The organism is Pseudomonas sp. Con_6 (assembly GCF_059379395.1).
Genome location: NZ_CM182011.1, coordinates 5,572,168 through 5,594,724 on the forward strand (window position 1 = coordinate 5,572,168; position 22,557 = coordinate 5,594,724).

At 63.1% G+C, this 22,557-nt stretch carries 29 protein-coding genes; 3 read left to right on the forward strand and 26 right to left on the reverse strand.

Features of this window, described 5'->3' with window-relative positions:
* Positions 1-60: 60 nt before the first annotated feature.
* From AC5QPF_RS25060 to AC5QPF_RS25185, 26 genes are all read right to left on the reverse strand, one after another.
* On the reverse strand, positions 61-357 hold the full coding sequence (locus tag AC5QPF_RS25060; protein WP_494960359.1) for a phage tail assembly protein: 297 nt from the start codon (positions 355-357) through the stop codon (positions 61-63).
* A 27-nt stretch (positions 358-384) separates the two neighbouring features.
* Positions 385-894 carry a phage major tail tube protein gene (locus AC5QPF_RS25065; protein ID WP_494960360.1) on the reverse strand — a complete coding sequence of 170 codons (510 nt, stop codon included), beginning with the start codon at positions 892-894 and terminating at the stop codon, positions 385-387.
* A gap of 12 nt (positions 895-906) precedes the next feature.
* Entirely contained in the window at positions 907-2,073 is a 1,167-nt protein-coding gene (locus AC5QPF_RS25070) for a phage tail sheath subtilisin-like domain-containing protein (protein WP_494960361.1), read from the reverse strand.
* Positions 2,074-2,162: 89 nt separating this feature from the next.
* Entirely contained in the window at positions 2,163-2,603 is a 441-nt protein-coding gene (locus AC5QPF_RS25075) for a tail fiber assembly protein (protein ID WP_494960362.1), read from the reverse strand.
* A 9-nt stretch (positions 2,604-2,612) separates the two neighbouring features.
* Entirely contained in the window at positions 2,613-4,403 is a 1,791-nt protein-coding gene (locus AC5QPF_RS25080; protein ID WP_494960363.1) for a phage tail-collar fiber domain-containing protein, read from the reverse strand.
* A complete protein-coding gene (locus AC5QPF_RS25085) occupies positions 4,400-5,005 on the reverse strand; it encodes a phage tail protein I (protein ID WP_494960364.1) in 606 nt (201 codons plus the stop codon). The genes AC5QPF_RS25080 and AC5QPF_RS25085 overlap by 4 nt, the downstream gene beginning before the upstream one ends.
* A 1-nt stretch (position 5,006) precedes the next feature.
* Positions 5,007-5,888 carry a baseplate assembly protein gene (locus AC5QPF_RS25090; RefSeq protein WP_494960365.1) on the reverse strand — a complete coding sequence of 294 codons (882 nt, stop codon included), beginning with the start codon at positions 5,886-5,888 and terminating at the stop codon, positions 5,007-5,009.
* Positions 5,885-6,211 (reverse strand): GPW/gp25 family protein, encoded by a 327-nt coding sequence (locus tag AC5QPF_RS25095; RefSeq protein WP_494960366.1) that lies wholly within the window; start codon positions 6,209-6,211, stop codon positions 5,885-5,887. The genes AC5QPF_RS25090 and AC5QPF_RS25095 overlap by 4 nt, the downstream gene beginning before the upstream one ends.
* A 3-nt stretch (positions 6,212-6,214) precedes the next feature.
* Complete coding sequence (locus AC5QPF_RS25100; RefSeq protein ID WP_494960367.1) at positions 6,215-6,421, reverse strand: hypothetical protein; 207 nt, start codon at positions 6,419-6,421, stop codon at positions 6,215-6,217.
* Between the two features lie 55 nt (positions 6,422-6,476).
* Positions 6,477-7,037: a phage baseplate assembly protein V gene (locus AC5QPF_RS25105; RefSeq protein WP_494960368.1), complete on the reverse strand. Its 561-nt coding sequence runs from the start codon at positions 7,035-7,037 to the stop codon at positions 6,477-6,479.
* Entirely contained in the window at positions 7,034-7,564 is a 531-nt protein-coding gene (locus tag AC5QPF_RS25110) for a hypothetical protein (protein WP_494960369.1), read from the reverse strand. The genes AC5QPF_RS25105 and AC5QPF_RS25110 overlap by 4 nt, the downstream gene beginning before the upstream one ends.
* Before the next feature lies 1 nt (position 7,565).
* Positions 7,566-8,210 carry a hypothetical protein gene (locus AC5QPF_RS25115; RefSeq protein WP_494960370.1) on the reverse strand — a complete coding sequence of 215 codons (645 nt, stop codon included), beginning with the start codon at positions 8,208-8,210 and terminating at the stop codon, positions 7,566-7,568.
* Positions 8,207-8,521 (reverse strand): head-tail joining protein, encoded by a 315-nt coding sequence (locus AC5QPF_RS25120; RefSeq protein ID WP_494960371.1) that lies wholly within the window; start codon positions 8,519-8,521, stop codon positions 8,207-8,209. The genes AC5QPF_RS25115 and AC5QPF_RS25120 overlap by 4 nt, the downstream gene beginning before the upstream one ends.
* 2 nt (positions 8,522-8,523) lie before the next feature.
* A complete protein-coding gene (locus AC5QPF_RS25125; RefSeq protein ID WP_494960372.1) occupies positions 8,524-9,519 on the reverse strand; it encodes a major capsid protein in 996 nt (331 codons plus the stop codon).
* Between the two features lie 61 nt (positions 9,520-9,580).
* Positions 9,581-9,928 carry a head decoration protein gene (locus tag AC5QPF_RS25130; protein WP_494960373.1) on the reverse strand — a complete coding sequence of 116 codons (348 nt, stop codon included), beginning with the start codon at positions 9,926-9,928 and terminating at the stop codon, positions 9,581-9,583.
* Positions 9,925-11,079 carry a head maturation protease, ClpP-related gene (locus AC5QPF_RS25135; RefSeq protein WP_494960374.1) on the reverse strand — a complete coding sequence of 385 codons (1,155 nt, stop codon included), beginning with the start codon at positions 11,077-11,079 and terminating at the stop codon, positions 9,925-9,927. The genes AC5QPF_RS25130 and AC5QPF_RS25135 overlap by 4 nt, the downstream gene beginning before the upstream one ends.
* On the reverse strand, positions 11,076-12,557 hold the full coding sequence (locus AC5QPF_RS25140) for a phage portal protein (RefSeq protein WP_494960375.1): 1,482 nt from the start codon (positions 12,555-12,557) through the stop codon (positions 11,076-11,078). Before AC5QPF_RS25140 ends, AC5QPF_RS25135 begins: the two co-directional genes overlap by 4 nt.
* Positions 12,554-12,760, reverse strand: a complete 207-nt coding sequence (locus AC5QPF_RS25145) for a phage head-tail joining protein (protein ID WP_494960376.1) — start codon at positions 12,758-12,760, stop codon at positions 12,554-12,556. Before AC5QPF_RS25145 ends, AC5QPF_RS25140 begins: the two co-directional genes overlap by 4 nt.
* A gap of 1 nt (position 12,761) precedes the next feature.
* Entirely contained in the window at positions 12,762-14,786 is a 2,025-nt protein-coding gene (locus AC5QPF_RS25150; RefSeq protein WP_494960377.1) for a terminase gpA endonuclease subunit, read from the reverse strand.
* 4 nt (positions 14,787-14,790) lie between these two features.
* The gene (locus AC5QPF_RS25155) at positions 14,791-15,372 is read right to left on the reverse strand and encodes a terminase small subunit (protein WP_494960378.1); all 582 of its coding nucleotides are present in this window, start codon (positions 15,370-15,372) and stop codon (positions 14,791-14,793) included.
* Positions 15,373-15,532: 160 nt separating this feature from the next.
* Positions 15,533-15,880, reverse strand: coding sequence for a phage holin family protein (locus tag AC5QPF_RS25160; protein ID WP_494960379.1), 348 nt, complete (start codon positions 15,878-15,880; stop codon positions 15,533-15,535).
* Positions 15,881-16,063: 183 nt separating this feature from the next.
* A complete protein-coding gene (locus tag AC5QPF_RS25165; protein ID WP_494960380.1) occupies positions 16,064-16,522 on the reverse strand; it encodes a hypothetical protein in 459 nt (152 codons plus the stop codon).
* 325 nt (positions 16,523-16,847) lie between these two features.
* Positions 16,848-19,592: a DUF5906 domain-containing protein gene (locus AC5QPF_RS25170; RefSeq protein ID WP_494960381.1), complete on the reverse strand. Its 2,745-nt coding sequence runs from the start codon at positions 19,590-19,592 to the stop codon at positions 16,848-16,850.
* Entirely contained in the window at positions 19,589-19,792 is a 204-nt protein-coding gene (locus tag AC5QPF_RS25175) for a TraR/DksA C4-type zinc finger protein (RefSeq protein WP_494960382.1), read from the reverse strand. The genes AC5QPF_RS25170 and AC5QPF_RS25175 overlap by 4 nt, the downstream gene beginning before the upstream one ends.
* Positions 19,785-20,273, reverse strand: a complete 489-nt coding sequence (locus AC5QPF_RS25180; protein WP_494960383.1) for a phage regulatory CII family protein — start codon at positions 20,271-20,273, stop codon at positions 19,785-19,787. Before AC5QPF_RS25180 ends, AC5QPF_RS25175 begins: the two co-directional genes overlap by 8 nt.
* 130 nt (positions 20,274-20,403) lie before the next feature.
* Positions 20,404-20,613 (reverse strand): Cro/CI family transcriptional regulator, encoded by a 210-nt coding sequence (locus AC5QPF_RS25185; protein ID WP_494960384.1) that lies wholly within the window; start codon positions 20,611-20,613, stop codon positions 20,404-20,406.
* A 114-nt stretch (positions 20,614-20,727) separates the two neighbouring features.
* Between AC5QPF_RS25185 and AC5QPF_RS25190 the strand changes: the two genes are divergently transcribed.
* From AC5QPF_RS25190 to AC5QPF_RS25200, 3 genes are all read left to right on the forward strand, one after another.
* Entirely contained in the window at positions 20,728-21,450 is a 723-nt protein-coding gene (locus AC5QPF_RS25190) for a S24 family peptidase (RefSeq protein ID WP_494960385.1), read from the forward strand.
* Between the two features lie 283 nt (positions 21,451-21,733).
* On the forward strand, positions 21,734-22,234 hold the full coding sequence (locus tag AC5QPF_RS25195; protein ID WP_494960386.1) for a hypothetical protein: 501 nt from the start codon (positions 21,734-21,736) through the stop codon (positions 22,232-22,234).
* Positions 22,231-22,470, forward strand: a complete 240-nt coding sequence (locus tag AC5QPF_RS25200) for a pyocin activator PrtN family protein (RefSeq protein ID WP_494960387.1) — start codon at positions 22,231-22,233, stop codon at positions 22,468-22,470. The genes AC5QPF_RS25195 and AC5QPF_RS25200 overlap by 4 nt, the downstream gene beginning before the upstream one ends.
* The last annotated feature ends 87 nt before the right edge of the window (positions 22,471-22,557 follow it).

Sequence of the window (22,557 nt, forward strand, 5' to 3'; positions counted from 1 at the left end):
GCGGCGGAAAAGCCGAGCTCCTGTGCGAGCCGCTTCGCTGCCGCTTTCTGCGTGGACGGACTAAAGCTCGTCGTCCTGCACCAGGCGAAAATACCCGGCCTGCAGGCGGGTGTAGTCCTTCAGGGTCATGCCCTCCAGATCCTTGGCGCTGACCTCGGCGAGGGACGCGAACAGGTTCATCTCACGCTGCTCGGGATCCTCACCGCCGGTCTGCTGGGCAGTGCGCAGATCACGCACGGTCGGCGCGCGCAGGCTCAGCTTGTCGACCTTGATGCCGTTGGCTTCGACGGCGCGACTCAGGTTGACGGTGACGCGGTCAGCATCGATGACCATCCAACTCGGGATTTTCTGGCTCATGCGGGGTTCCTGTGTATGTGATGGGGGTTAAAGGCCAAGGGCCGAACGCTGGGCAGCCAACTGGTCGACACCGTTGATTACCCGCTTCATGCCCAGCGGGTCGATCTCGTACATCAGGCGCCCGTCGACTTCGAGCTTGTAGTACGTGAGCGCGACCGAGTGCTTGAACTCGGCTTTGTCTGCGGGCTTCCAGTCGCCCATGTCGAGCTCCTTGAGCAACCCGCGAAGCGTCACCACCACCGGGGTGATCGCGCCCTTGAGGCCCTTGAAGGCCCCACGGAAGGTGCCGTTGAACGACGTACCGTCGGCCAGGCCGAAGAACTTCAGCGACTCCTTGCGCACGCCGGTTGTGGCGAAACTGGCTTCCAGCTTCTCCATGCCTTGGTCTTTCTCGATCGGCGCATCCATGCCGCCCAGGCGCAGTTCCTCGGTCTTGAGGGTCAGCTTGGGCAGCGTCAGGCTGGTGACGTCGCCCTGGAAGCTGACGCCGTCGACGAACAGGTTCAGGTTGGCCAGGGTTTGCGGAATCATTGCCATGTGGTGCGCTCCTTATGCGTTCTGGTCGAGGACTTCGGTCAGCCACTGCTCGGTGACTTCGACGCGGAAGTTGGGGTTTTCAGCAGGCGGGACGTCGGTGAAACGGATGTTCCAGTACACCTTGCCCTGCTCCAACTGGCTGGCCGTGTTCAGCTCGGGGTCCGCGTAGACTTCGAAGTTGATGATTGCGCCCTGGGCTTTCAGGTCGCGCATGAAGCTCTCCAGGCCCTCGGCCACATCCTTGACGTAGGTCGCGGTGATCGAACGGTCGACCGCCCACTTGTGTCCGTAGAGGATCGCGTCCATGACGATGTCCATGGTGCGCACCCGGGTCACGAACGCCCATTTCGGATCGCTGGACAGCGTGCGGTTGCCCCACAGGCGGTAGCCGTCGTCGCGGATGATGGTGGTGATGTTGGCGTTGTTGAGCAGGTTGGCCCGGCAGGTCTCGTCGCCGTCGAGGAATTCGACCGAGCGGGTGGTGCCGGTGATGCCGACGAACTCCTTGTTCGACGGCGAGGCCCAGAAGCCATACTCGTTGTCGGTCCAGGCGAACAGCCCGGCGACCCAGGCCGAGGCAGGCGCATCGACCGTGGCGTCGGCAGTGGTGTCCCAGTACTGCACACCCGGGTCGACCATGTAAGCGCGCTTGGCGCCGAAGTTCTCGGCATAGGCCAGCGCAGCTTCGTCGGTGGTTCCCGGTCCGTCGATGATCGCGATGCCGCGCAGCTTGTCGGCCAGGGCGACCAGGGCGGCGCCCACGGCTTGGGTGGCGCTGTGCTTCGGGGTCACCAGCAGGCGTGGCTGGGCGTTGAAGCGGCTCTTGCCGTCGAGCAGCGCTTGCAGGCCGGTGCGCTTGCCATCGACAAGCACCCCGCCGATGATCGCCGAGGTTTGCGCCGCAGCGTCATCCAGCTTCGCCACGCCGCAGGCGACGATCACTGCCTTGGCGCGGGTGTAGATGGCCTGGCACGCCTTGGTAATGGCCGAGGCCGGGCCGAAGGCGGCGACAGCTTCGCGCTCGCTGGTGATCAGCACCAGGTCGTTGACCTTGGCCGTGGCGTCCGGTCCCGGGGTGAAGGTGTCGACCAGGCCGATGATGGACGACGACGGCAGCGCTATATTGCGTGCGCCGGTATCGACGTTCGTTACGGTAACGCCGTGAAAGAATCCACTCATGAACGTAAAGCCTCCAGAAATGCGAAGGCCCCGACAGAGCGGGGCCATTCAGAAAATTGCGGATGAAAAAAAGCCCCGAGGGGACGGGGCTAGGGACTGGCCGATACAGCGATCCAGGCCGGTGTAACGGGGCGTCGGGATCGGTCGGGGAAGTCGACAGACTGCGGCCATTCACGCAGCAGTTGCAGATAGCCAAGCAGCTCAGCGAATTGGGTGTAGCTCAGGGTTGTGGCCAACTGCTGTTCCTGCTCGTCGCGATGTCGATCTCTGAGCCACTGCACACGTGCAAACTCTGCGTCGCGCCAATCGCGCTCGGCCAGCCGCGCCTTGGCAGCCAGCGCTGCGGGGTCCGCCTCCGGGTCCGTCAATACAAACTCACCACCGACCCGGACAACTTCCTGACCCCGGGCAACCCCCTCCAGGATCTCAACCCGTTTTGAAGGTGTCACTTCGACCGCGTCGCCAGGAATGACCCGGTGAATATCCGAGTCAAAAAAACCGCGCTCCGCGAAACTGAAAAGCAAAGTCATGTCAGTACCTCATCGCCCAATCGCAAACCACGAAATTTCGCCGTCAGAACCGCTGTAGTTGTTCTGTATCCGGATGACCGACTTCGATATCGCCATCGCCCCCGGCGTCCCGGCCGAACTGGCCGCGCCGGCGGCCGTGGCAGCCATCGTTGTGAAGTTCATCGTTGCGAACACGCGGAACACGTCGGCGGTGAACGCCACTGGCAAGATAACGTCGCGCGTGGGGCCCGCCGCGCCCACTGCGGTACCCGCCTTGGGTACCCCGGACGCGATCCCCCATTGCAACATGAAGCCCCCCAACCAGGGCGGGAACTGAATGTAGCCAGTGCCGCCGACAAGGAAGGAAAAGCCCCAGCGCAGCTTGAACGGAGACACCACCGTCTCGTCGCTCGCGCCCTCGTTCAGCTCTTCGAACGTTGCGTATTTGCCGGTCAGCAGAGGCTTGCCGCGCCATTTCAGAACGCCCAGGGCGTCCATGATCAGCCGGCCTGCCGTCTTCCCACTCCAGTGGAAACCGAGGGAGGGCGCGTACGAATCCGTATCTTTCGTCGCCGCGACCTCCTGCCCTTCGCGGAGCAACAGCGCGGTATCTGAAACAGTTTCACCCGCCGTCGGCGCCGACAGTGAAGGCTGCTGCCGGCTCACCGCACCCACTTTCAACGCATCGCCGATGCCGTAGCCCGCCAGGGTTGTGGCCTTGGTCGCTTTCTTCGCCAGCTCGGTAGTAATCGTGGTTGCGAAATTCGGGTCATTGCCGAGCGCCGCCGCCAGCTCGGCCAAGGTGTCGAGCGCACCGGGCGCAGCAGCGATGAGCGCATCGAACTCAGCGCGTACAAACTCGGTATTCGCGATCTGCTTGTTTCGGCTCCCCGCCGGCGCGGTCGGGGCAGCCGGGGTGCCTTTCAGATCAGGACTGTCCAACGGCGCCTTTTTCTGGATTTCGAGCGTCATCAGATCTTGTTCAAGCGTGGTGATGACTTTTTGTCCGCGCCACGTCAGATCGCCAAGCGACGTCATGATGAGCTTTCCGGCGGACTTCCCATACCAATAAAAAGCGATGGATGGCGCGTACGTCTCGTTGTGCTGGACAGTAATCCCGCCCTTTGCTTCTCGAATGATTAGAGCTGCATCTTCGAGCGTGTCGCCAGGCGTTGCTGCTGCAAGGACCGGGCGCTGGGTGCTTACGACTCCGACTTGTAGCGCGTCGACAATGCCAAGGCCGGCAAGCGTGGTCGGGTTAGAGCCAGCGACGAAAATGCCTCGCTCGTTGAACTGGACTTTCGTGTATGTGCCCGCCAGCTTGTTCGGGGGCAGAACGCTCAAGATCGACGAATCGACATAGTCCCGGGTCGCGAGCACCACCGCCGGATCGATCTTGAGCTGGATGTTCGCTGTGCTTGTGACAACGATGTTCAGCCGTACTATCTGAGTCTTGCCGGTGCCTTGGGCGAGCAGAGGCTTGAAGCTCGGCGCACAGTTCGCCACGGCCACAAGATCGCCGGCAGCATCGTAAAGACCGATTTCGCGTATCCACCAGCCGCCCACATCCGGCGGAATAACCTGCTCGGCAATGATGATGCTGGCGTTCGCGGGGTCAATCTTGATCTGATTGAGCGGCGCCCGGCGGCGTTCGTTGAGCAGCTTTGTCTGGGTGCGCGACGGTACCGGATCGGTATTGTTCGCGTCGCCAACCCCCATCTGGGCGAAGGTCCAGGGCACGCCCAGGGCATTCGCGTTGGCCTGCTTGGCCTCCCCCGCCGCAGTGAGGATCGCAAAGAACTGGCTGTTCTGGTCAGTCATGAGTACACGTCCAGATATTCAATTTGATGTTCACGGCCGGAGTGGCCATAGGTACCACCGACGTCGATGTCACGCGCAGACGGTGGGTAGACGTCGATTTCCTCGCCCTCGGCGAGGGCCACGGCGAGGCGCAGGTAGCCGGTCGAGGCGAGCGTGATCGCCAAGCCGGTCAAGTGTCGACTGACCGGCTTGGCGTCATCGATCAGCCGCACAAGTTCCTGATACATCTCGTCAGTGATGCCCTGATCGAGCACGCCCACTTGCAGCGCGAAGGTGCCCGGAACGCCCTCGGGCACGGTCTGCCACCACTCACGCACCTCAATCAGGTAGCCCAGTGGTTCGACCACCCGCCGCAGCGCGCCGATGGTGCCCTTGCGCGCATGCACATAGAACGAACTGCGGATCACCGAGCGCTTGACCGCCTCGGGCCAATTCTCGTCCCAGCGATCCACCGACCAGGCCCACGCCAACTGGTGCAGCAGGTGCGCCGGGCAGGTGTCGGGGTTGTACAGCGTACGCAACGGGACCTCTGTGACCTCAGCCACAGCAGCTTCCATGGCGCGCTCCAGAGACGTGCTATTGAGCGGCAGCAAACTGGTCATGTCAGTCGCCTCGCGTCACGGTGAATTCATCACACCAGGCAGCCTGCGCCTGGCTGGGACGGATGTCTTGCCAGCCCTCAATATCGACTCGGCTGACACCAGCGATATGCAACTGGGCGTCAATTGCGGAACGCGCCACTTCCACCCCAAGGCGGCGGCGCGGGTTGATCCAAGCAGCCAGCCGGCGCCGACACTCAGCCAAAGTCGCCTCGGCTTCAGGGCCTGGCCCGGTGGTGTGCACAACCGCATCAATGCGGTAACGCAGGATCTCTGCACCCTGCACAGTCAGTCGATCCCCCACCGGCCGGACATCGTCATCACTGAGCTTGACCAGCACCGTATTCAACAGCGCCTCGTCGGCTTCACCAGACCCGCTCAGGCTCAGCACCGTCACCGTGACACACGCCGGCAACGGGCTTTCGGCGCTCGCGTCAGCGACCAACCCGGAAGCATTGCGCGCATGCAGGATGTAACTGTTACGCGGGCCTGCGGTGGTCAGCCCCTCATAGACCAGCTGGATTCGCTCTCGCAGGGCGTCATCTTCTTCAAGCACTTCCGCAGTAGGTGGCGACGTGCTCAGGTCTTCGGCCTGAACCACCAGACGGTGCAGGCGGACATTTGCCGCCAGTTGGTCAAGGTCGCTCCCGCGAGCAAATGCCAGCAGCAAGGCCTTGGCTGCATCGTTGACCCGTGCCCGGTTCTGCAGGGTGCGATACGCCCCAACCTCCAGCAGCTTGGTCACTGGGTCGCTTTCCAGTGACGCGTTCCAGTTATCGCCCAGGTGCGAACGAAACGCCGCCAGGTCATTCTGGTAAACGTCCTCGAAGTCCAGGTCTTCCAACACCAGCGGCGCTGGCAGCGACGACAGTTCGATAGTGCTCACGCGCTCACCTCCAAGATCTGGCTATCGCCCAGGTACTGCCCGGTCAGTTGCAGCGTGATCTGGCCGCCGACGACGGCCGTCACCCGCACACGTTCCAGTTTCAGGCGCGGCTCCCAGCGTCCCAGCGCCCGGGCGACCTCCGCTTGCACCGCGCTTTTCCATCCCTCGTTGACCGGCAGGTCAACGAAACGGCGCAGCTTGCTGCCGTAGTCCGGGCGCATGCGCCGGCTACCCAGCGGGGTTGTCAAGATGTCCTCGATGGACTGCCGCAGGTGGGCGATGCCCGACAGCGGCTGCCCGGTACGGCGATCCACTCCGAGCATCGGTTACTCCTCTGGCACCAGGTCTGGGTGCGCCGCCAAGTAGTCGAGCCCGACGGTGTCGCTCGCGGTGGTGGCGACGATGCCCTGGGCAACAGAAAGCAGCCGGCCGTCCGGCAGCACCAGCACGCGGGAGGTGAAGCGGGTGTCGCGATAACTCAGGGCCGGGCCGGGCTTGGGCGGTGTCGCCGGCGGGGTTTCTTTGTTCGCCATGAATCCTCCTGGAATGAAAAAGCCCGCACTGGGCGGGCTGGTTAAAAGGGATGGGTCAGTGCTTGTGATTCGGCGTGTTGCCGGCCGTGTCGATGATCCTGGCGCCGCCGAAGATATCCCCGGACACCTGCAGCTTGCCGTTGATCTGCACGTCACCGTTCACCACCACCGTGGTAGCCGTTGCGGTGATCGCGTCGTCCGTGACCACTGCGGTACTGCCACCGACCTTGATCGTCGCGGTACCAGTGGGCAGAACGATCGTGTAGGTCTTGGCCTGCCAGTCGTAGACCAGCGAACCACCGTCGTCGAAACGCCAGACCTCGACGTGGTCGCGGTTGTCGGGCTGGGCACCTGCGTTGCCGTAGAGGCCCGGCACGAACGTGCCCTGGGCGGGCTCCCCGCTGGGACTCATCAGGGCACCCTGCTCGTTGAGGCTGGGCGCCCGCCAGTGCCGCGCCTTACCGGCCGCCTGGCTGTGCCAGCGGACCCAGGCACTGGTCCAGCCAGCACCATCGGATACGCGCACCATCGCTGCCGCCAGGTCGACGGCGACCACACGGCACGGGATGATCAGGCCAGCGATCATGCGGTCATGTGCCGCGCTGACCCGACTCATTCGAGGCCCTCCGGCGCGATGTACTGGCCTTCCTGGCCGGTACCGGTGTTGGGGCTGAAGCCGAGCATGAGCGTCCCCGGGGGCTGATTCGGCCACGGCCAGACTTCGTCTCCGAGATACAGCCCTTGCGTCCACTCAACGACCCAGACGACATAGCCGTCCAGTTCGGGCCGAGTGAAGTCTTGGGCAGCACGAACGAACTCGGCCGGACCTACCTCCTGGCCCCAGTGCTGCATGCGCAGAAGAACCGCAAGCCGGGAGGCGATGAATGCCGCCTGCTGGTAGCAATCCTCCTGCTCGGCACCGACGATAGCCCGGGCTTCGAAACGTGCGAGAACAGCAGTCTCGCCGGTACCCTGGTCCTGGCCCGGCTCCAACTCCGCCAGTTCCAGCAGCACCATCGGCACTGGCACAGAGGTCACCACGCCAGGAGGAAAGCAGACCGCCTCCAGACCCGGGATCGCCTCGCGTACATGATCCTCGATCGCCTGATAGAGCGCGTCGAGGTTGAAGGTTTGATCAGACACGTCAGCCCCCTTTCAACAGCTTCTGCAGTTCGTAGTTCAGCTCTTGCTCCAGGATCTCCAGCAGCCGCTCGTGCGCCCGCCGGGCCCAGGTGTCGAAGTGGGGGCGGACGCCCTCAAGCGACAGCATGGCCTTGGCCAGGGGGAACCGATATCCGCTTTCCGAGGCGTAGCCAGTGCTGCGGGCACCCAACTTGCTCTCCGGGTAGTCACTTGCGTTGAAGTGCTTGCTGGCAGTGCGGATCCAGATGTCCGGGCTGTTGCCGTAGACCTTCTTGTAGAAAGCGCCCTGGTAACGGCGACCGGCCACCGAGACACCTGATCGATTCTGTCGAGCGCGGCCCGCTCGACTTGCCTCGATCGCGTTGATGCCGAACCAGAGCTTGCCAGGACCGCTACCACTGACCGGGAAGGCACGCAGTCGCTGGCGAACAGCAGCCTGGGCGATTCGCTCCTGCTGACTGATCGACCGGGCAATGTGCGTACGCAGCCAGCGCAGCGTCTTGTTGATCGCTCGACGCTCGGCAGCACTGAAGGCTCTCGGCGCCAGCTCAGCGAAGCGGCTGAACCGCTGCTTGTCGGTGGTCGCCACCTGCAGGGTGAGCAATCCGTGGTCGGCTTTGTTCTGGAAGTAACTGCCAACGCTCATGCCGTTTTCCTCAGAATCAGGGTGACCAGCCCGTCCCCGCCCGGCTCCGGCCGGACAACGATGTAGGTGCCACCCCCGTCCTGCACAGGCAGATCGATACGCACCTGCTGCCGCTCGGTCACGCCCTGCGCATCCGCAACACGAATGACCAGGTGCGGCTCACGCACGGTGGTTACGATCTTGCCCAGCTTGGGCTGCTGCCAGGGCACACGTAGCATCCCCAAAACCTCGCGCCCCTCGATATACGCCGTGTCCGCTAGCGTCTCGAACACAACGTCGTCCACATCCTCGATCAGCTCGCGGAAGCTCATGGTCAGAGCGTCAGGCGAACGACCGCACGCGGCCGGGTACAGATGTGCAACGGGTTGGACTGCGCCTCGCCAGATACGCCCTTGCCGTAAGGCATAGGCTCCAGCTTGCTGTAGTAGGGCAGGCCCTGCGTGTTGACGGTCTCCATGTAGTCGGCCGGGGCATACACCGACAGGAACATCTCCGGCACCCCCTCCGGCACCAGGCGCGCTTCGTCATCGTGGATGAAGGCAATGCCGGCAACCTTGCCGCGGTAACGCTCCCAGATGATCCCGCCGAATTCGAAGGCCTCGCGAGCATCGCCACGCAGAGCAGCGGCCTGCTGGCTGCCTTTGTAGGTTTCCACCACCGACTTGTGCGCAATCAACTTCTTCCAGAAGTTCTTGCCACAGAAGGCCCGGGACGAAGTCGTGGTCACGCTACCGAGCGCATCCTCCTGCATGTCCAGCGCCTCGACACACTGGACCTGGACGTTGGTGCCGGCGTCGTTCAGGCCCATCGACATGCTTTGTCGATCGACCCCGAATCGGTCATAGATGTCGAGCAGAACGGTGGTGCCGTCCGCATCCAGCACCTTGCCGCTGATCGCCCCCATGCGATGGAACTCGTGGGTAGCGTCCAGCTGGCGACGCGCTTTCTCCAGACGGCGGTTGACCACGTCCTGCACAGCCTGCAATTCGGTTTGCGTACCGAAGGCGCGGATGCCCTGGATCTCGTCCGCCCTGATGGCGAAGCGCTCCGGCAGGTGGACCGTGTTGAACGGCAGGAGGATCCGTTTGCTCGCGCCGACGACCAGGCCAGAAGTGCCGCGCTCACCTGCCGGCACCAGCGCCAGCTTGTCACCGTCCTTTTCGATCTGAACGGTGAGGGTGTTGACGCCCTCCTCTTCGAACAGCCCGAGGCTGGCAATGCGGCCCGGAACGAACTCCTGTTCGTTGATGGCTGCGGTTAGTGCGGCAACGCCGAAGGCGTCGTCCTGAAAGATGCCGATTTCGGCCATAAGTCATGCTCCAGAAATGACAAACCCCGCAGTGAGCGGGGTCTGAGTGCAATTGAAGGGGTTATCGAACGATGATGAATTGAGCCGCCAGGTCTCGCTCCGCTTCAGCATCAAAGCCAGTGAGGCTGGCCTCGCTGACCTCGGCCAGCCGCACGACCGCACGCCCGCGGCGGACCACGTCCGACTCACCGAGCGGGGCGAACAGGATGCAGTTGGCTTTCTCGCTGCCATCCTCGGCCGCAGGATCGTAGGGTGCGAACTGGCCAGTGGCCTCGACCAGGCCAAGCAGCTGACCTGCTACCAAGGCAGGGCCCGCCGCGACACTGATCGCTTCGCGGGAGATGCTGCCCGGCCCCTCGGACAGGAGAAATTCGCCCGCATGGGTGGGCTCGCGTTGGATATTGCTCATGGTCGTGCTCCTTTACGGGCGGACTGCCGTCGTGCAGCCCAGATAGTGGTGGGATTGGGCAACTGGGCCTTGATCGATTCGGGCGCGTCTTCGGCGGGTGGCAAACTGTTGTCGATCTCGAACCCTTTGCCCGAGCCGACCAGCTTGTCGAACAGCCTCGCCCGCACGGCCGAGGAGTCCAGACCCGCCTTGACGAACTCAACCGCCAGCTCCGGCAAGCGCGCCGCGACGCAAAGATCACGAACCGCCCGGGCGCGATTGAGCGCGGCCTGGACCGTCGCCTCATCGGTGAGTTTGGTGGATGCGATCAGCGGCTCCACCAGGTTGGCGATACCCGCCTTGCCGCACCCTTGCGTGATCATCAGTGCGAGTGCTGTGGCATCAGCATCGCCTGTACCGGCGGGGGGATTCGCCGCCGAGTCGTCTGGATCTGGGCCGGGCTGGGGGGCGTTGTCCGGCGCCTCATTGAGCAAATCGAGCAGGGCCTTGGGTGTCTGCCTGTATCGCTTCATGGCAGCGCCCTGCCCCAGGCAGGCTTTGACCTCGACGCCGTTACCGACTTCGTCAGCCAGGCCCAGTGCCAGCGCCTCCTGCGCGGTGAGCCAGGTCTCAGCGTTCACCATTCGCCGCAGCTCGGCATCGTCAATATCAGGTGACTTCGCCTTGTACGCAGCGATGATCGCTTCCAGCGTCTGGTCGAGAACATCTGCCACCCGACGCAAGTCCTCGGCATCGCCGGAAGTCCAGGTCCAGGGATTGTGGATCATCATCATGGCGTTGGAAGCCATCACCACCCGGTGGGCACCGCAGGCCGCAACGCTGCCGGCACTGGCGGCGAGCGCGTCGATCCGTGCGGTGCAGCGCTCGCCCAGGCGGTCCAGCGCGTTGTGGATCGCCAGGCCATCGAACAGATCGCCACCGATGGTGTTGAACCCCACTACGACGGGGGACTTTCCATCGTCGATCGCCTTCAGGTCCCTGATGAAGTCGTTGGCCGTGATACCCCAGCCGCCGATCTCGCCGTAGATGTAGACCTCGATGGCGGCCTCCCCGGCTTCGGCTGCGCCCTTGATCTGGTACCAGTGCTGATCCTGGACCTGCGCCGGCGTCTTAGCCTTGTTGAAAATGCGAAACGGCATCAGCGGTTTCATGATTTCTCCTTCTCGTCGGGATCCTCATCGATGACCGACAAGGTGGTGTAGTTGAGGCCCAGCTCTTTCGCCCTGGTGGCTGCTGCCGCGTTCTCGCGGTCAACGATCTCTGCGTCGGTGCCGGAGCGCAGACACATCTCGTCGCGTGAGGCGAAGCCCGCGTTGACTTCGAGCATTCGGGACTGAACGTCCTGGACTGGGTGGATGTAGGCCCAGCCCTGGGGCACCCAGCGGGTCCGCAGGTACTGGCGGCGACGTTGCGCGTAGTCCGGCAGGTCGAGCGCGCCGGAGAGAACCGCCATGTCCATCCAGGCAGCCCGGACCGGGCGGCAGAGCTGGTGGACATAGACCGCAAACTGCAGTTGTTCCAGGCGACGTCTGAACTCGTTGAGCGTGATACGAATCGCCCGGTCGTTCACGTCGCGCATGTCGCCCGTCAGCAGCTCGTAGGGGACCTCCGCGCCAGCGGCAGCGGCCATCAACTGCTGCCGCATGAAGTCGGGATAGTTGTTGCCACCGTCGGGGGGATCGGAGAACTCCACTTCCTCGCCCGGGAGCAGCTCCTGCATGGTGCCGGGCTCCAGGGCAACCATCGGCGTGAAGCCATCGCCGCCGACCTTGAGCGGCGCGCCGCTGACAGGGTCGAACACCGGCGGGCCAGTCTCGGCCGGCTTGCGGATGAAACCGGCGAACAGGTTCGCGACCTCCTGCCGAAACAGCACCGCGTCGTCATAGTTGTCCAGGCTGCGCAGGCGCTTCAGCACCGGCGCCAGCCGCGGCACACCGCGCAACTGACCAGGCTCGACCGGCTCGAAGATGTGCAGCATCTGGCTGGCCGGGATGCGCACCAGCATGTTGTAGCCCGCATTCAAAGCCGCCAGGTCGCTGGGGTGCGAGCGGTAGCACCAGTACGCCACCCGCTGCCCCATCGGGTTGAACTCGATGCCAGCGCGGATGACGTTGCCGTTCTTGGTGACCTCGAACTTATCGTGCGGAACGAACTCCGGCGCCAGGCACTGCAATTGCAGCGGCACCGCCAGCCCATCCTCGATGCGCCTGGGTCGCAGGCGGATGAAGCATTCGCCTGACTGCTCGACCGTCCTAGCCACAAGCGACTGCTGGCCGTAGAAGTCGGTGAGCTGGTCGGCGTCCGACTCATCGCACCAGTCCTCCCACAGATCCTGGAACAGACCGCGCAACGCGGCGTCCTCCAGGCGGGGTTGAGGGGTGATACCCGTCCCAATCAGGTTGCTGACTCGGCGGGTAATGGCGTTCGCGGCGTAGGGGTCGTTGCGAACCGCCGCCCGAGAACGGGAGCGGAGGTTACGCAGCGCCGGCATGATCAGGCTGTTAGCACCCATGTCCGGCGCGTCCCAGCTGGACGAGCGCCGCCCATCAGCTGCGCCTTCGTAGCTGGCCTTGATACGCTCCGGAACCAAGAACCCCGCCCGTGACAACGTGGGGTAACGAATGCTCACAGCCCCTTACCCCCGTGATAGAGGCGGACCACGCGCGAGCGCTTGCCAGTAGCCTGGGCAAGCTCGGTACGAATCACGTCCCGCGCCCGTATCAGTTCATCAACGGAGCGGTACTCCACCGTCCGGTCTTCGTAGCGCACGACCTTTTCGCCGCGCGCAATCGCCCGCTCGACCGCGTCGAGGTGTTTCTGGGTATAGGCCATGTCAACGTCTCTTCAGATAGCCGCTGGTGGAAGCGCGGCGTTGCATTGGTTGGGCGGGTGACCGAGCAGCTGGAGCTGCTGCAGGCCGGGCCGGGCTTGGTGCGGGTCGTGGCAGAGGTTCCGATTCCGGCATTGCATCCGCTGCCAGCTCGACAGGGACAGGCTTGTGCACCTGCTGGTCGTCGAACAGGCCGGCTTGTGCCAGGGCCTGGCGAAGGCGTGCCCAGTCCTGCTCGCCATACCTGTGCAACCCGAGGTAGTAGGCCATCGCCAGGTTGTAAACCAGCAGGTCCAGCGCCTCGTTGCGTTCGGCCTTGCCCTTGACCCACTCGATCCGCTTGTACCCTTTGACGTAGCGGGCAACCTTGCGCTCGGCCACACATTGCTGGAAGAACTCTTCCGGCAGGTCGTTCGCAAAGTGCAGCGCGCCCGGCCCCGACTCGAAGCTGTAGCGGTTGTAGATCCAGTCCTTGGCCGTATCGGTACCGACCATCCACAGCTCCGCGCCGTTGCGCTCGGTCTGGCCGTTCCAGGTAACGTCAACCAGCGATGGCCGCTGGGCGATGACAGGGCGACCCGGCTTGCTCGCGCCTTTCAACGCAAAGATGTTGCGCCAGCGACGAAGGCGGGTGAACTGGTAGACCTCATGGGTGTGGTGACCACCGGAGTCGATGCCGGTGGCGAGGATCGCCATGGCCACTCCACAGGGGTGGCGGTACCGCGCTTTCAGCCGCTCATCCAAGACCGCCCAGAGGCGATCATCTGCCGGGTCACCGGGGATCACCTGGTAGTCAACTACCCAGCGCTCCATACCTACGCCCCACCCGTTGACCATCAGCTCCAGACGGTTGTCCTGGACGTCCACAGATGCAGTGAGCGCCAGTACGCCCGCAGGCATGGAACCCAACGAGTACCCTTCCTTACGCGCACGCTCTATCAAGACTTCGTGCTTGGTCTGCTCCACGGCGCTGTCCCAGACCTTCGCCAGTCGGGTGTTGTAGAACACCTGCATGGGCTCAAGGTCGCCGCGGTCCTGGGCGGTCTTGGCCTTTTCGTACTGCTTGGCCAGATCGCTCCATGACGTCCAGCCCAATGGGGCATATAGCCCGTTGAGGTGGAAACCGACGGTCTCACCATCCCCCTTCGCCGTGGCCCGCCACTCGCCGTTGGCCAGCATCTCGCCCTTGTGATGTTCCTCGATCAACACGTCGCACTCGGGGCTGGCGCACTTGTAATGGACGATCGAGAAGTCCGGTGAATACAGCAGGCGATCCCAAACCAGGACCTGCATGTGCCCGCAGGTCGGGCACGGCACGAAGTACTGGCGCTGATCGCTCTGCTCATACAGGTCGGCGATCCGCGACGCCCCCTTGATGGTCGGCGAGCTGGAGAAGTAGAACTTGGCGTTGCGCCCGAAGGTACTGCCCCGGGTTTCCGCCAGGTCGATCGGATCGCCCTCCTCGTCAACGTCCACATCCCAGCGGTCCACCTCATCCCCGTAGATGAAGCGCGCGGACAGCTCCGCGAGGTTGGCGGCCGAGCCGGCGGTTGTGGCGAACAGCGTGCCCCCCTCGAACTCTTTCGTGTCCATGGTGTTGCGCGAGTCCCGTGAGCGGTTGGCCGCGACACGGGCCTTGAGCTCCGGGGTCACCGCGATGGTCTTGCCGATCCGCGAAGACACGCGCTTCGCCAGTCCCAGGCTGGGCAGCAGCGTCAGGATGTTCGACGGCGACATGTGGATCAGCGCCCCGATCCAGTTCAGGGCGATCTGGGTTTTCATCAGCTGCGAGGCGACCATCGTGATCACCCGTTTGCACGGGTGGGCAGGCGACAGGCAGCGCATGGGTTCGCGGGCATACGGCGTACGCGCCGTGCGGTATTTGCCGGGCTCGGCTGCGCCAGTATCACGCGGTATCCGCATGTACTCGTCAGCCCATTCGTCCACCCACAGTTCCGGGTCAGGCTTCAGCCCACGGCCATACGCTTCGCGGTACGCCTTCGCACCGTCCGCGTACTCGGTGGGCATAGGCTCAGCTCGTTGTCATGGCTTGTTCAAGGTCGGCGCCGTTCATCTTCGCCGCGTCTTCGAAGACCTGGCGGAAGGCGCGGTTGAGTTGCTTCTCGATCGTCCAGGGATCGGACATGCCGGCTATCTCCGCGGCGAGCTGCGGTGCGAGGCCGAAGACCAGGTCGCGCAAGGTGCGACCGGCGGTGAAGGCTGCGTCTTCCACGGCCTTGCGCTCGACCAGGTTGCCCTGCACCTTGAGGAACTCGGCCTCGGCCAGCTGGGCAAGGAAGTGCTCCCGGTGTGCCCGGGCCCTCTGGAAGTCAGGGCCCTTGCTCACCGCCGGCAAGGTCGGCAGCGCCGCAGGTGTTTCGGCGACTGGTTCAAGGAGGCTGCGAACGTCACGGTCGATGCGATTCTCTTCGTGCCTTGCCGCGACGGCCGCCTTGCTGGGGTCGGCCGACTGAGCCAGAAGCGCTTCGGTAGCCTCGACGTCCACCTTGCCATCGGCGGTCAGCACCAGGCGGTCCTGGCTGGCGAGTTTTGAAACATAGGATTTCGACCAGCCCCGGCGGGCAGCGAACTCAGACTTGCTCAGATAGGTCATGGCTAACCACCCAGTTTACCCAGTGAACTCAAGGGGTTAACCAGTTCACCGCAGTTCACTAAGCTGGTGAACCTCCCGCTAACAAAGTCCCGCGGGTTCCCCGTCCCGTACCCGGTCAATATCGCCAGGGTCCCCGGCCCGCCTGGGCTCCAGCCAGATTTCACTGCCCCGGCCCACCGCTCGATGGGGGCACTTCGCAGACCCCGAGCCGCTTCGCCGCCCAGCGTTCGTAGAGGGCAATAACAACGTCGGCACCTGCCACCGCCGCGAGGCAACCGAACGATGCCGCTGCCCAGACGGAAAGGCCCGCCGCGTAGAGCAGCATGATGGTCGCCATCCCGGTGACAACGCAGGCGCCGGAGCGAAGGGCGATGCGCCGCACCAGGGCCCAACCATGCAAACCTGCTACATCGCCGCGCCATGCCTCGCCCGACACCCCGCCGACCAGGGCCAGCAGGATCACCGCCCAGATCGGCATTTCGATTAACGCTTGTTGCTCGGTTGTCATACGGTCCTCGCATGTAAAAAGCACAGCGCCAGAAACAGAAAACCCCGCCAGCTGGCAGGGTTCTCATGGATCGCAGTTCGGTGCTTGGGTGAAGCGCCGAAGCGCAGTTGTCATATCGTGGGGACTTTTTACCGACGAACTGCAAAACCGAAAAGGGGTGATTTTCGGTTCGTCGCTTCGACGCTACTTCGGCGCACCTTCGACGCACTCTCGGCGCATTCCAACCCGACGAACGGTATTGCTCCGGTTGGGTCCCGCGCGGCTCACCAGGATTCTGGCCACCTGAAGGTGCAGGGCAGCGACCCAGTTCCAGTAGGTCCGCTCGGCGTGTTCCTGCAAGCCCACCTCCCTCATCTGTTCGCGAATCGTGGCCCCGTAGACGTAGCGGAAGACTGCAAGGCGTGCCAGAACCTTGCCGCGATCATCACGCCGCTCCAGCTCGGCCACCGCCGCGTCGATCTCCGCAGCAGCGTGATCAAGTCCGGCGCCCGCCATCAGGATCCGCGAGCCTGAAGCACCGGTGCGCGGGGCCAGCCCCTTCCACTCCATGATGCTGCCCATCTGGCTGCCCAAGCTGGACTGGCCGAGCTGGGCGCGCTGTTCGGCCCAGTGACGCAGCAAACAATCGATGTCCTTCATCATCACCGGCGCCCTCCATCCACAACCCAACACAGAAATGTCCAACCCACCACAAACCCAACACAAAAAAACTTCAATGAATTCAATGGATTGTTAGAACATGTGGTTAGTGTGTTGGGTGTGGTGGCTTTTTCAGGGTTCGCATGGGATTTTTTGGGGATAAGTGAATCCCCCGAGAAAAAATCCCGCGTACGCGCGCGCGACGCCAAACCCACCACACCCAACACAGACCATCCCCGTGGCGTGTAAACCGCGACTTTCAGTTGTGCTGACCCTCTCCGGGCAACCCACCACAAACCCACCACACCCACCACATCAGCAGTCGTAGTCATGCCGCCAACCCCTTGATGTGGTCCCAACCGTCGACGTTCCAGCCCGCCAGCCTGGCAGCTGCACGCCACTCGACGACGCGCTTGCCCAGCTCGGCCGCTTTCAAGGATGGGGTCGGGGAAGGTTCTTCGACTTCGGGGAAGAAGAAGGCCGCAAATCGCCGGGTGTTCCCGTCTGTCCAGGGCAACGAGGGCGTCTTCATCACCGTCGCACTGATCATCAGCGAGAACTTCGTCTGGCTCATCGAGTGCTCTTTGTTCCGCGAGCACCATTCAAGGAACATCGCATAGAGATCGCTACTCAGGCAGCACCCCCACAACTTGGGGCCGAGCTCGCCGATGCGCCACAGGTGCTGGAACGTCTGCCAAGCCGTCCGGCTCATGGCCACGAGCCGCTGTCGGGCATCAGTCCGCGGTGGTCGCGTGCGCTGGTCGAAGTCGCCCAGGTTCACATCAAGCAGCCACCCATACAGCGCCGCCACGCCACCATTCGCCAACTCACGGCTGATCGCCTTCTGACGCTTCGCCGGCAACGTCTCCATCGGCCACATTACCAGCATCCGCCGGTCGTCATCGCTGATGGGCCAGGGCATGATTTCGTTGCTCAGGAACACCGCGTTCATGTGGTTGGCCTCCTCCCAGCCGTTGATGAACTTGGATTCCATGCGCACTGTCTTGCCGGTGATCATGTGCTTGATCTTGCCGACCTGGTTGTATCGCTGATCCCGGCTCACCACTTCCTCGAAAACGGCCCAGAGCTTGCGGCTCTGCCAGGCGTTGAAACTGCCCTCCAACTGCGTCTGCCCGACCGTCGCCGCGTACTGCCCATACAGCTGGCCGAAGACATCGGCGAACAGCAGGCTCTTGCCCGAACCCTCCATGATCGAATGCATGAGCACTGCGGTATCCATCTTGGCGCCCATGTGCTGCAGGGGGTACGCCAGCCATTTCACCAACCATGCCATGGCATCCGGGTCGTGGTTGCACAGGAAGGAAATCAGCCAGCGCAGGTTCTGGCAGGCGCCATCATCACGGACAGGCTCCAGCGGCAGCCCCTCGAACGTGTTGATGTAGAGGTTGGGGTCCTTGGTCATGGTGGGGTCGAAGACGATGTGATCGACGTCCACCACTCGCCGGCGAGTGCTGTTCAGCCAGAGCGCGTACGCATCGCCCAGGGCCATCTTCACCGCTCCCTCGGCGATCCGCCGCTTCTTCTCCCGATCCCAGACGTCTTTCGTGCCGTCGATGTAGACATACCGGTCGATCGGGTCGAGGTTCAGAGCGCCGCCCTTGCGGCCGGAGATCTTGCGTTTCTGCTCGATCTCTTTCACCTGGTCGATCGAGATCAGTTTCTTGTCCGCGTTCGCCAGCCACTCCTTGAAGATGTCCTTGCCGACCAGGGCCTCGAAGCCAGATTTTTTCATGAGCTGGCACTTGTCGAGATCCCACACGTTGGTGGTGCCCTCGACCAGAGCGAATCGGCGCACGGGATCATTTCCCCCGCCGCCCCCGGTGGCCGAGGAGCCGGCCGGGCTGGGTGCGTCGTCCGCCGAGGGCGACGGGGAGTCATCCGTGTCGCCGAACTCATCATCCCCTACCTCGGCTTTCGCCTCTGGCGAAGGGGTGCGGGGAAGCTCGCCCAGCGGAGGCGGCTCGGGCGGACGAGACTTGGCGTCGATTCCCAACATCCTTGCCGCAGCCCGGGTCGCCGCGCGCTGGTCACCGTCGTGCACGAGAATGCAGAAGACGTCGAACGCATCATTCTTGTGCCCGTTCGCTAGCGGATCAGAGCTGTGATGGGAGAACAGTTTGTCGTCGATGATGGTGACGCCGGCCAGACCGCTGCTGCTCTGCGGACACAACCACTTGTCACCTCGACGCTCGTAACCGTGCGCCTCGATCAGCGTCGCGATGTCGTGCGCCTGGTTGAACAGGGGAATGACATCCGGGAGATCCCGCCCGGAGTGAGCAGCAGCTGGCCGGGGCTTTGCCGGCGTTGGCCGGGGGGCGGGCGCCGACTGCGGCCGCCAAGGGCAAACCGCTTCGGCCTTGGGCTTGAACTCGTCCCAGCCTTGCCAGATGGCGAGCAACTGAGGCGGCAGTACCGGCAACCCTTCTACCGATGGCGGCGTGCGCCATGTGTAAGGCTTGCCGGTACCGGGGTGAATGGATGGCGGCAGCACGTCCTGCACGAGGCCGGCCCGCAGCTCGAAGACGGGGATCTTCTTGAACGGCTCGGCGGCCACCTTCAAGGCCGCTTCCTTTTCAGCATCACCCGCATCCCTGGCGACCTTGGCCTGGGCCATGAGCGCCTTGTGGATTGAGCCATCAGGGTCCGCCTGGCTGGGCCAGGTCAGGGGGTGCCAGCTCAGATCGATGCCATCGGGCACACGGAACATGATGCGGAACCGTGCCGGGTTGCCCACCGATGTTGGATAGGAGTCGGCCAGGGCGTCCAGATCCATGCCGAGCACCTCGCTCAGGATCTGGCGCGTGCACTGCACCTCGTCGACGTCCAGGGAACAGACACGACTTGGCCCGAGCACCACCCCAAGGTTGTGGCTCGGACACTTCCGCCAGAACGCCTCGGCATCAGCGGCTTCAGTGAAGTAGCCACCGGGCTTGTTCCAGGCGACACCCTTCGGCCCCTTCTCCCCCGGCTCGATGGGAACCAGGGCCAGGCCAAAGGTTTCGATGTAACGCCGCGCCCAGTCAGCCGTCGCAGTGGTCGGACGCTCGCTCATCGACGCCGCTCCCGCAGTTTTTGGCAGTCGATGCAGGCATCACACCCCGGCGCCGCTGCTTGCCGATCAAAGGGAATGGGGTCACCGCAGTCGCCGCAGAACTGCGCACTTGGCCTGACCGGCCGAAGAGCCATCTGCTGCAGGGCAAGACCGAGATGAAACTCGGCGCGGTCGTTAGCGATATCAGCCTGGTCAGCCATGAGCGCCGTCCTCCATCGCCTTGCGTGCACCGGCCATGATCGCCATCACCTGGCGGATCACGTCCATTCCGCGCTGCTCCAGCAGCTGGACTTCATGCAGCTCCCAGATATTGTCGGCAGCACCGTCGTGCATGGTGCTGACGAACTCGCCCGCCTCGTCCAGCAGCTTGCCGACCGCCTTCAAGGCTTCGTTCGTCGCGGGCACTGGCTCCGGCCGGTACCACACGGCACCTGCCGGCCGAACCAGAGCGTCGAGCAGGCGGGGATCAGCAGTAAGCCTGATCACCTCCTCCAGTTCGTCGGGGTTCAGCCAGCGGCGTTCTTCATCGAGGTGGAGCTTCTTCTGGAGCGTGTCCTGGTCGAGGACCATTTCGAAGGCAAGGCGGGTGAAACCGCCCTGATAGTCACGCCCGGCGCGATAGAGCGCTTGGCGCAACGTGAGCACCGGGCCCGCGCCCGGCAAGAGGTCTGTCCTGCTCATAACCGTAAAAACTCCTTTTACGGTGTAGCCATAGGAACGGGCACGCCCTATCCTACGACTACGACCGTTGTACGTGCTGTGCGCGTTCGTAGCCGGACTAGGGAGGTGAGAGTCCCTAGTCCGGCGCCCTTTAGGCGGCCATCTGTTTTCTTCTACTACCGATGCGCCGCAATTCGTAGCCTTCCGCTTTACCACTGTCATCGATGACCACTCGGACATCGCGCCCGCTCAGCAGCATCTGCGAGATTGCGCCCTGGGTAACGCCCAGCTTCTCCGCGACTTCGACCTGACTCTTTCCGGTCACGTATTCACGCAGCGGGGTTCCAAATTGAATACACATTGCCAGCTCCCAAGAATGGACTGCAGGCAGATATTAGTCAGACTCATAAAATGATGCAAGAGAAAACCATCGTCACTGTTTGAGGCATATCAGCAACCCTTATAGCATCGCCTCATGAAGATGAAACCGTCCTACATTGCAGAAGAAGCCGCCCGTCTCCAGGCAGCCTACAAAGCACGTAAATCAGAAGACCGCTCTCTGAACCAGGAGAAGGTCGCTGAGGCATGCGGCTGGGCCGGCCAGAGCGCCGTAAGTCAATACATGACGGGAAAAATCGCTCTCAACCTCCCAGCCCTTTTAAGCCTCAGCCGAGTCCTCCGCGTCCCCCCGGAGGCCATCAGTCCACGTTTAGCAGAAACCCTCGACACGACTGCTAACAGTTCAATGTTAAGTCCAGCCCTTGGAAAGGGTTTACATGTGAACGCCATGGAGATAGGACCGGCGGGGAGACTTTTGCCTGTGATCGGATACGAAGAAGTGGGGGCCTTTAGCGAGGCGAACGGAGATTTCTCAGAGGAAGAGGTAAAGGAATGGGTTGAGGCCGGCGGCGCTGCAGGCCCGGGTGCATTCGTTGTCAGAGTTGAAGGCAAGAGCATGGAACCGGTGTTCGCACCCGGCGATAAGGTCGTGATCGATCCGACTATGGAGTGGAAATCGGGCGATTATGTCCTGGCGAAAGCCTCCACAGACCAGGCTGCGACTCTGCGCCAAATCAGCGTTGAGGCCGGAGTTACCTATCTCCACGCGGTAAATCCAGGATGGCCTGATCAGGTCATCAAGACCGACGCTACGTGGCGTATCTACGGTCGAGCCCGAAGAAAAATCGTTGATCTGTGAAAGAAGCCCGCCTCCAGCGGGCTTTTTTGTGACCCACCACTGAAAAACAGTAAATAGCAGCAAAGCTATTGACAGAATAAAACACTAATACTAATTTTCCGTCCGTACCTCCTCTCACCGAGTACGAACCAATGGAAAATGCACAGCACACTTGCAAGATCTTCTTGCACCCCACAGCCTGTACAAGAGCGGTCGTCAACGCACTCCAGCACCGTACCGGCATGCTGGTTGTCATCAACACCCGCGGCTACGCACATGCTGTCCCTGTGACCAAGGGGGCAGCATGAGCGCGTACCAGGTGCCCCTCGGCAATGTCATGTTGCTGCAGCAGATCCTGGCGGACGGCGGCAGCATGCCTTGCCGCGTTCGTCGTTCGGAAGGCTGGGATGTCGCCACCGTCCGCACCCAGGTCGAAGCCGACTCTGCAAATGTGCAGGTCGAGTTCAAGTCCGTGATCGGCAACCTCAAGTTGCAACGCGGAGACCCAGCCAACCACCTGCACCTGCGTGACTTCATCCAAGACCTGGCCAACGACCGCGCGGATCACGTCAGCAAAGCGCTGGCCCTGATGGAGGCGCATGAGTTCGTGAGCGCGCAGCTTCCGGAAAACCATCTGGCCTATATCTCCCCTACTCCCTGGCCGAGCACCCCGTTCGCCGTCGCCATCACCAACAACAGCGGCGAGATGTGCGCGGTGGCGACAGGGTCGAGCAAGGAGGCGCTGGCCGCGCAAGTCCGCACCAAGCTCGGCCTGCTCACCCAGGGGAACGGGGAGCCGGCATGACCAGCACGCTCGACCAGCTCCGCCGGCAGTGGCCCACACCCTGCCCAACGATGTCTGCGGTGAGGGAGCACTACTTCCCCCACATCCGCACGGACCGGCATTTCCGCGAGCTGATCGCCGCCGGCCAGATCAGCCTCAAGCTGACGAAGCTGCACAACTCGGCCCGAGCCCAGCACGTGGTGTACCTGCACGACCTCGCCACGTACATCGACGCCCAGGCACCCCAGACGGCATAGCTAGAAGGCGACCCCGGCCACCAGGGGCATCAGTCCGCTACCGGCTCTCACCCAACCCCGGTAGCGGCATTCCATTTGGAGTACAGC

Coding starts and splice junctions, on each gene's coding strand:
- AC5QPF_RS25080 (WP_494960363.1), bottom strand. CDS start 4,403: ATGACTGACCAGAACAGCCAGTTCTTTGCGATCCTCACTGCGGCGGGG.
- AC5QPF_RS25095 (WP_494960366.1), bottom strand. CDS start 6,211: ATGCTCGGAGTGGATCGCCGTACCGGGCAGCCGCTGTCGGGCATCGCC.
- AC5QPF_RS25135 (WP_494960374.1), bottom strand. CDS start 11,079: ATGAAACCGCTGATGCCGTTTCGCATTTTCAACAAGGCTAAGACGCCG.
- AC5QPF_RS25155 (WP_494960378.1), bottom strand. CDS start 15,372: ATGACCTATCTGAGCAAGTCTGAGTTCGCTGCCCGCCGGGGCTGGTCG.
- AC5QPF_RS25060 (WP_494960359.1), bottom strand. CDS start 357: ATGAGCCAGAAAATCCCGAGTTGGATGGTCATCGATGCTGACCGCGTC.
- AC5QPF_RS25170 (WP_494960381.1), bottom strand. CDS start 19,592: ATGAGCGAGCGTCCGACCACTGCGACGGCTGACTGGGCGCGGCGTTAC.
- AC5QPF_RS25100 (WP_494960367.1), bottom strand. CDS start 6,421: ATGGCGAACAAAGAAACCCCGCCGGCGACACCGCCCAAGCCCGGCCCG.
- AC5QPF_RS25150 (WP_494960377.1), bottom strand. CDS start 14,786: ATGCCCACCGAGTACGCGGACGGTGCGAAGGCGTACCGCGAAGCGTAT.
- AC5QPF_RS25115 (WP_494960370.1), bottom strand. CDS start 8,210: ATGAGCGTTGGCAGTTACTTCCAGAACAAAGCCGACCACGGATTGCTC.
- AC5QPF_RS25075 (WP_494960362.1), bottom strand. CDS start 2,603: ATGACTTTGCTTTTCAGTTTCGCGGAGCGCGGTTTTTTTGACTCGGAT.
- AC5QPF_RS25105 (WP_494960368.1), bottom strand. CDS start 7,037: ATGAGTCGGGTCAGCGCGGCACATGACCGCATGATCGCTGGCCTGATC.
- AC5QPF_RS25195 (WP_494960386.1), top strand. CDS start 21,734: ATGAGCGCGTACCAGGTGCCCCTCGGCAATGTCATGTTGCTGCAGCAG.
- AC5QPF_RS25185 (WP_494960384.1), bottom strand. CDS start 20,613: ATGTGTATTCAATTTGGAACCCCGCTGCGTGAATACGTGACCGGAAAG.
- AC5QPF_RS25180 (WP_494960383.1), bottom strand. CDS start 20,273: ATGAGCAGGACAGACCTCTTGCCGGGCGCGGGCCCGGTGCTCACGTTG.
- AC5QPF_RS25120 (WP_494960371.1), bottom strand. CDS start 8,521: ATGAGCTTCCGCGAGCTGATCGAGGATGTGGACGACGTTGTGTTCGAG.
- AC5QPF_RS25125 (WP_494960372.1), bottom strand. CDS start 9,519: ATGGCCGAAATCGGCATCTTTCAGGACGACGCCTTCGGCGTTGCCGCA.
- AC5QPF_RS25200 (WP_494960387.1), top strand. CDS start 22,231: ATGACCAGCACGCTCGACCAGCTCCGCCGGCAGTGGCCCACACCCTGC.
- AC5QPF_RS25190 (WP_494960385.1), top strand. CDS start 20,728: ATGAAGATGAAACCGTCCTACATTGCAGAAGAAGCCGCCCGTCTCCAG.
- AC5QPF_RS25130 (WP_494960373.1), bottom strand. CDS start 9,928: ATGAGCAATATCCAACGCGAGCCCACCCATGCGGGCGAATTTCTCCTG.
- AC5QPF_RS25175 (WP_494960382.1), bottom strand. CDS start 19,792: ATGGCTGACCAGGCTGATATCGCTAACGACCGCGCCGAGTTTCATCTC.
- AC5QPF_RS25145 (WP_494960376.1), bottom strand. CDS start 12,760: ATGGCCTATACCCAGAAACACCTCGACGCGGTCGAGCGGGCGATTGCG.
- AC5QPF_RS25165 (WP_494960380.1), bottom strand. CDS start 16,522: ATGATGAAGGACATCGATTGTTTGCTGCGTCACTGGGCCGAACAGCGC.
- AC5QPF_RS25065 (WP_494960360.1), bottom strand. CDS start 894: ATGGCAATGATTCCGCAAACCCTGGCCAACCTGAACCTGTTCGTCGAC.
- AC5QPF_RS25085 (WP_494960364.1), bottom strand. CDS start 5,005: ATGACCAGTTTGCTGCCGCTCAATAGCACGTCTCTGGAGCGCGCCATG.
- AC5QPF_RS25160 (WP_494960379.1), bottom strand. CDS start 15,880: ATGACAACCGAGCAACAAGCGTTAATCGAAATGCCGATCTGGGCGGTG.
- AC5QPF_RS25070 (WP_494960361.1), bottom strand. CDS start 2,073: ATGAGTGGATTCTTTCACGGCGTTACCGTAACGAACGTCGATACCGGC.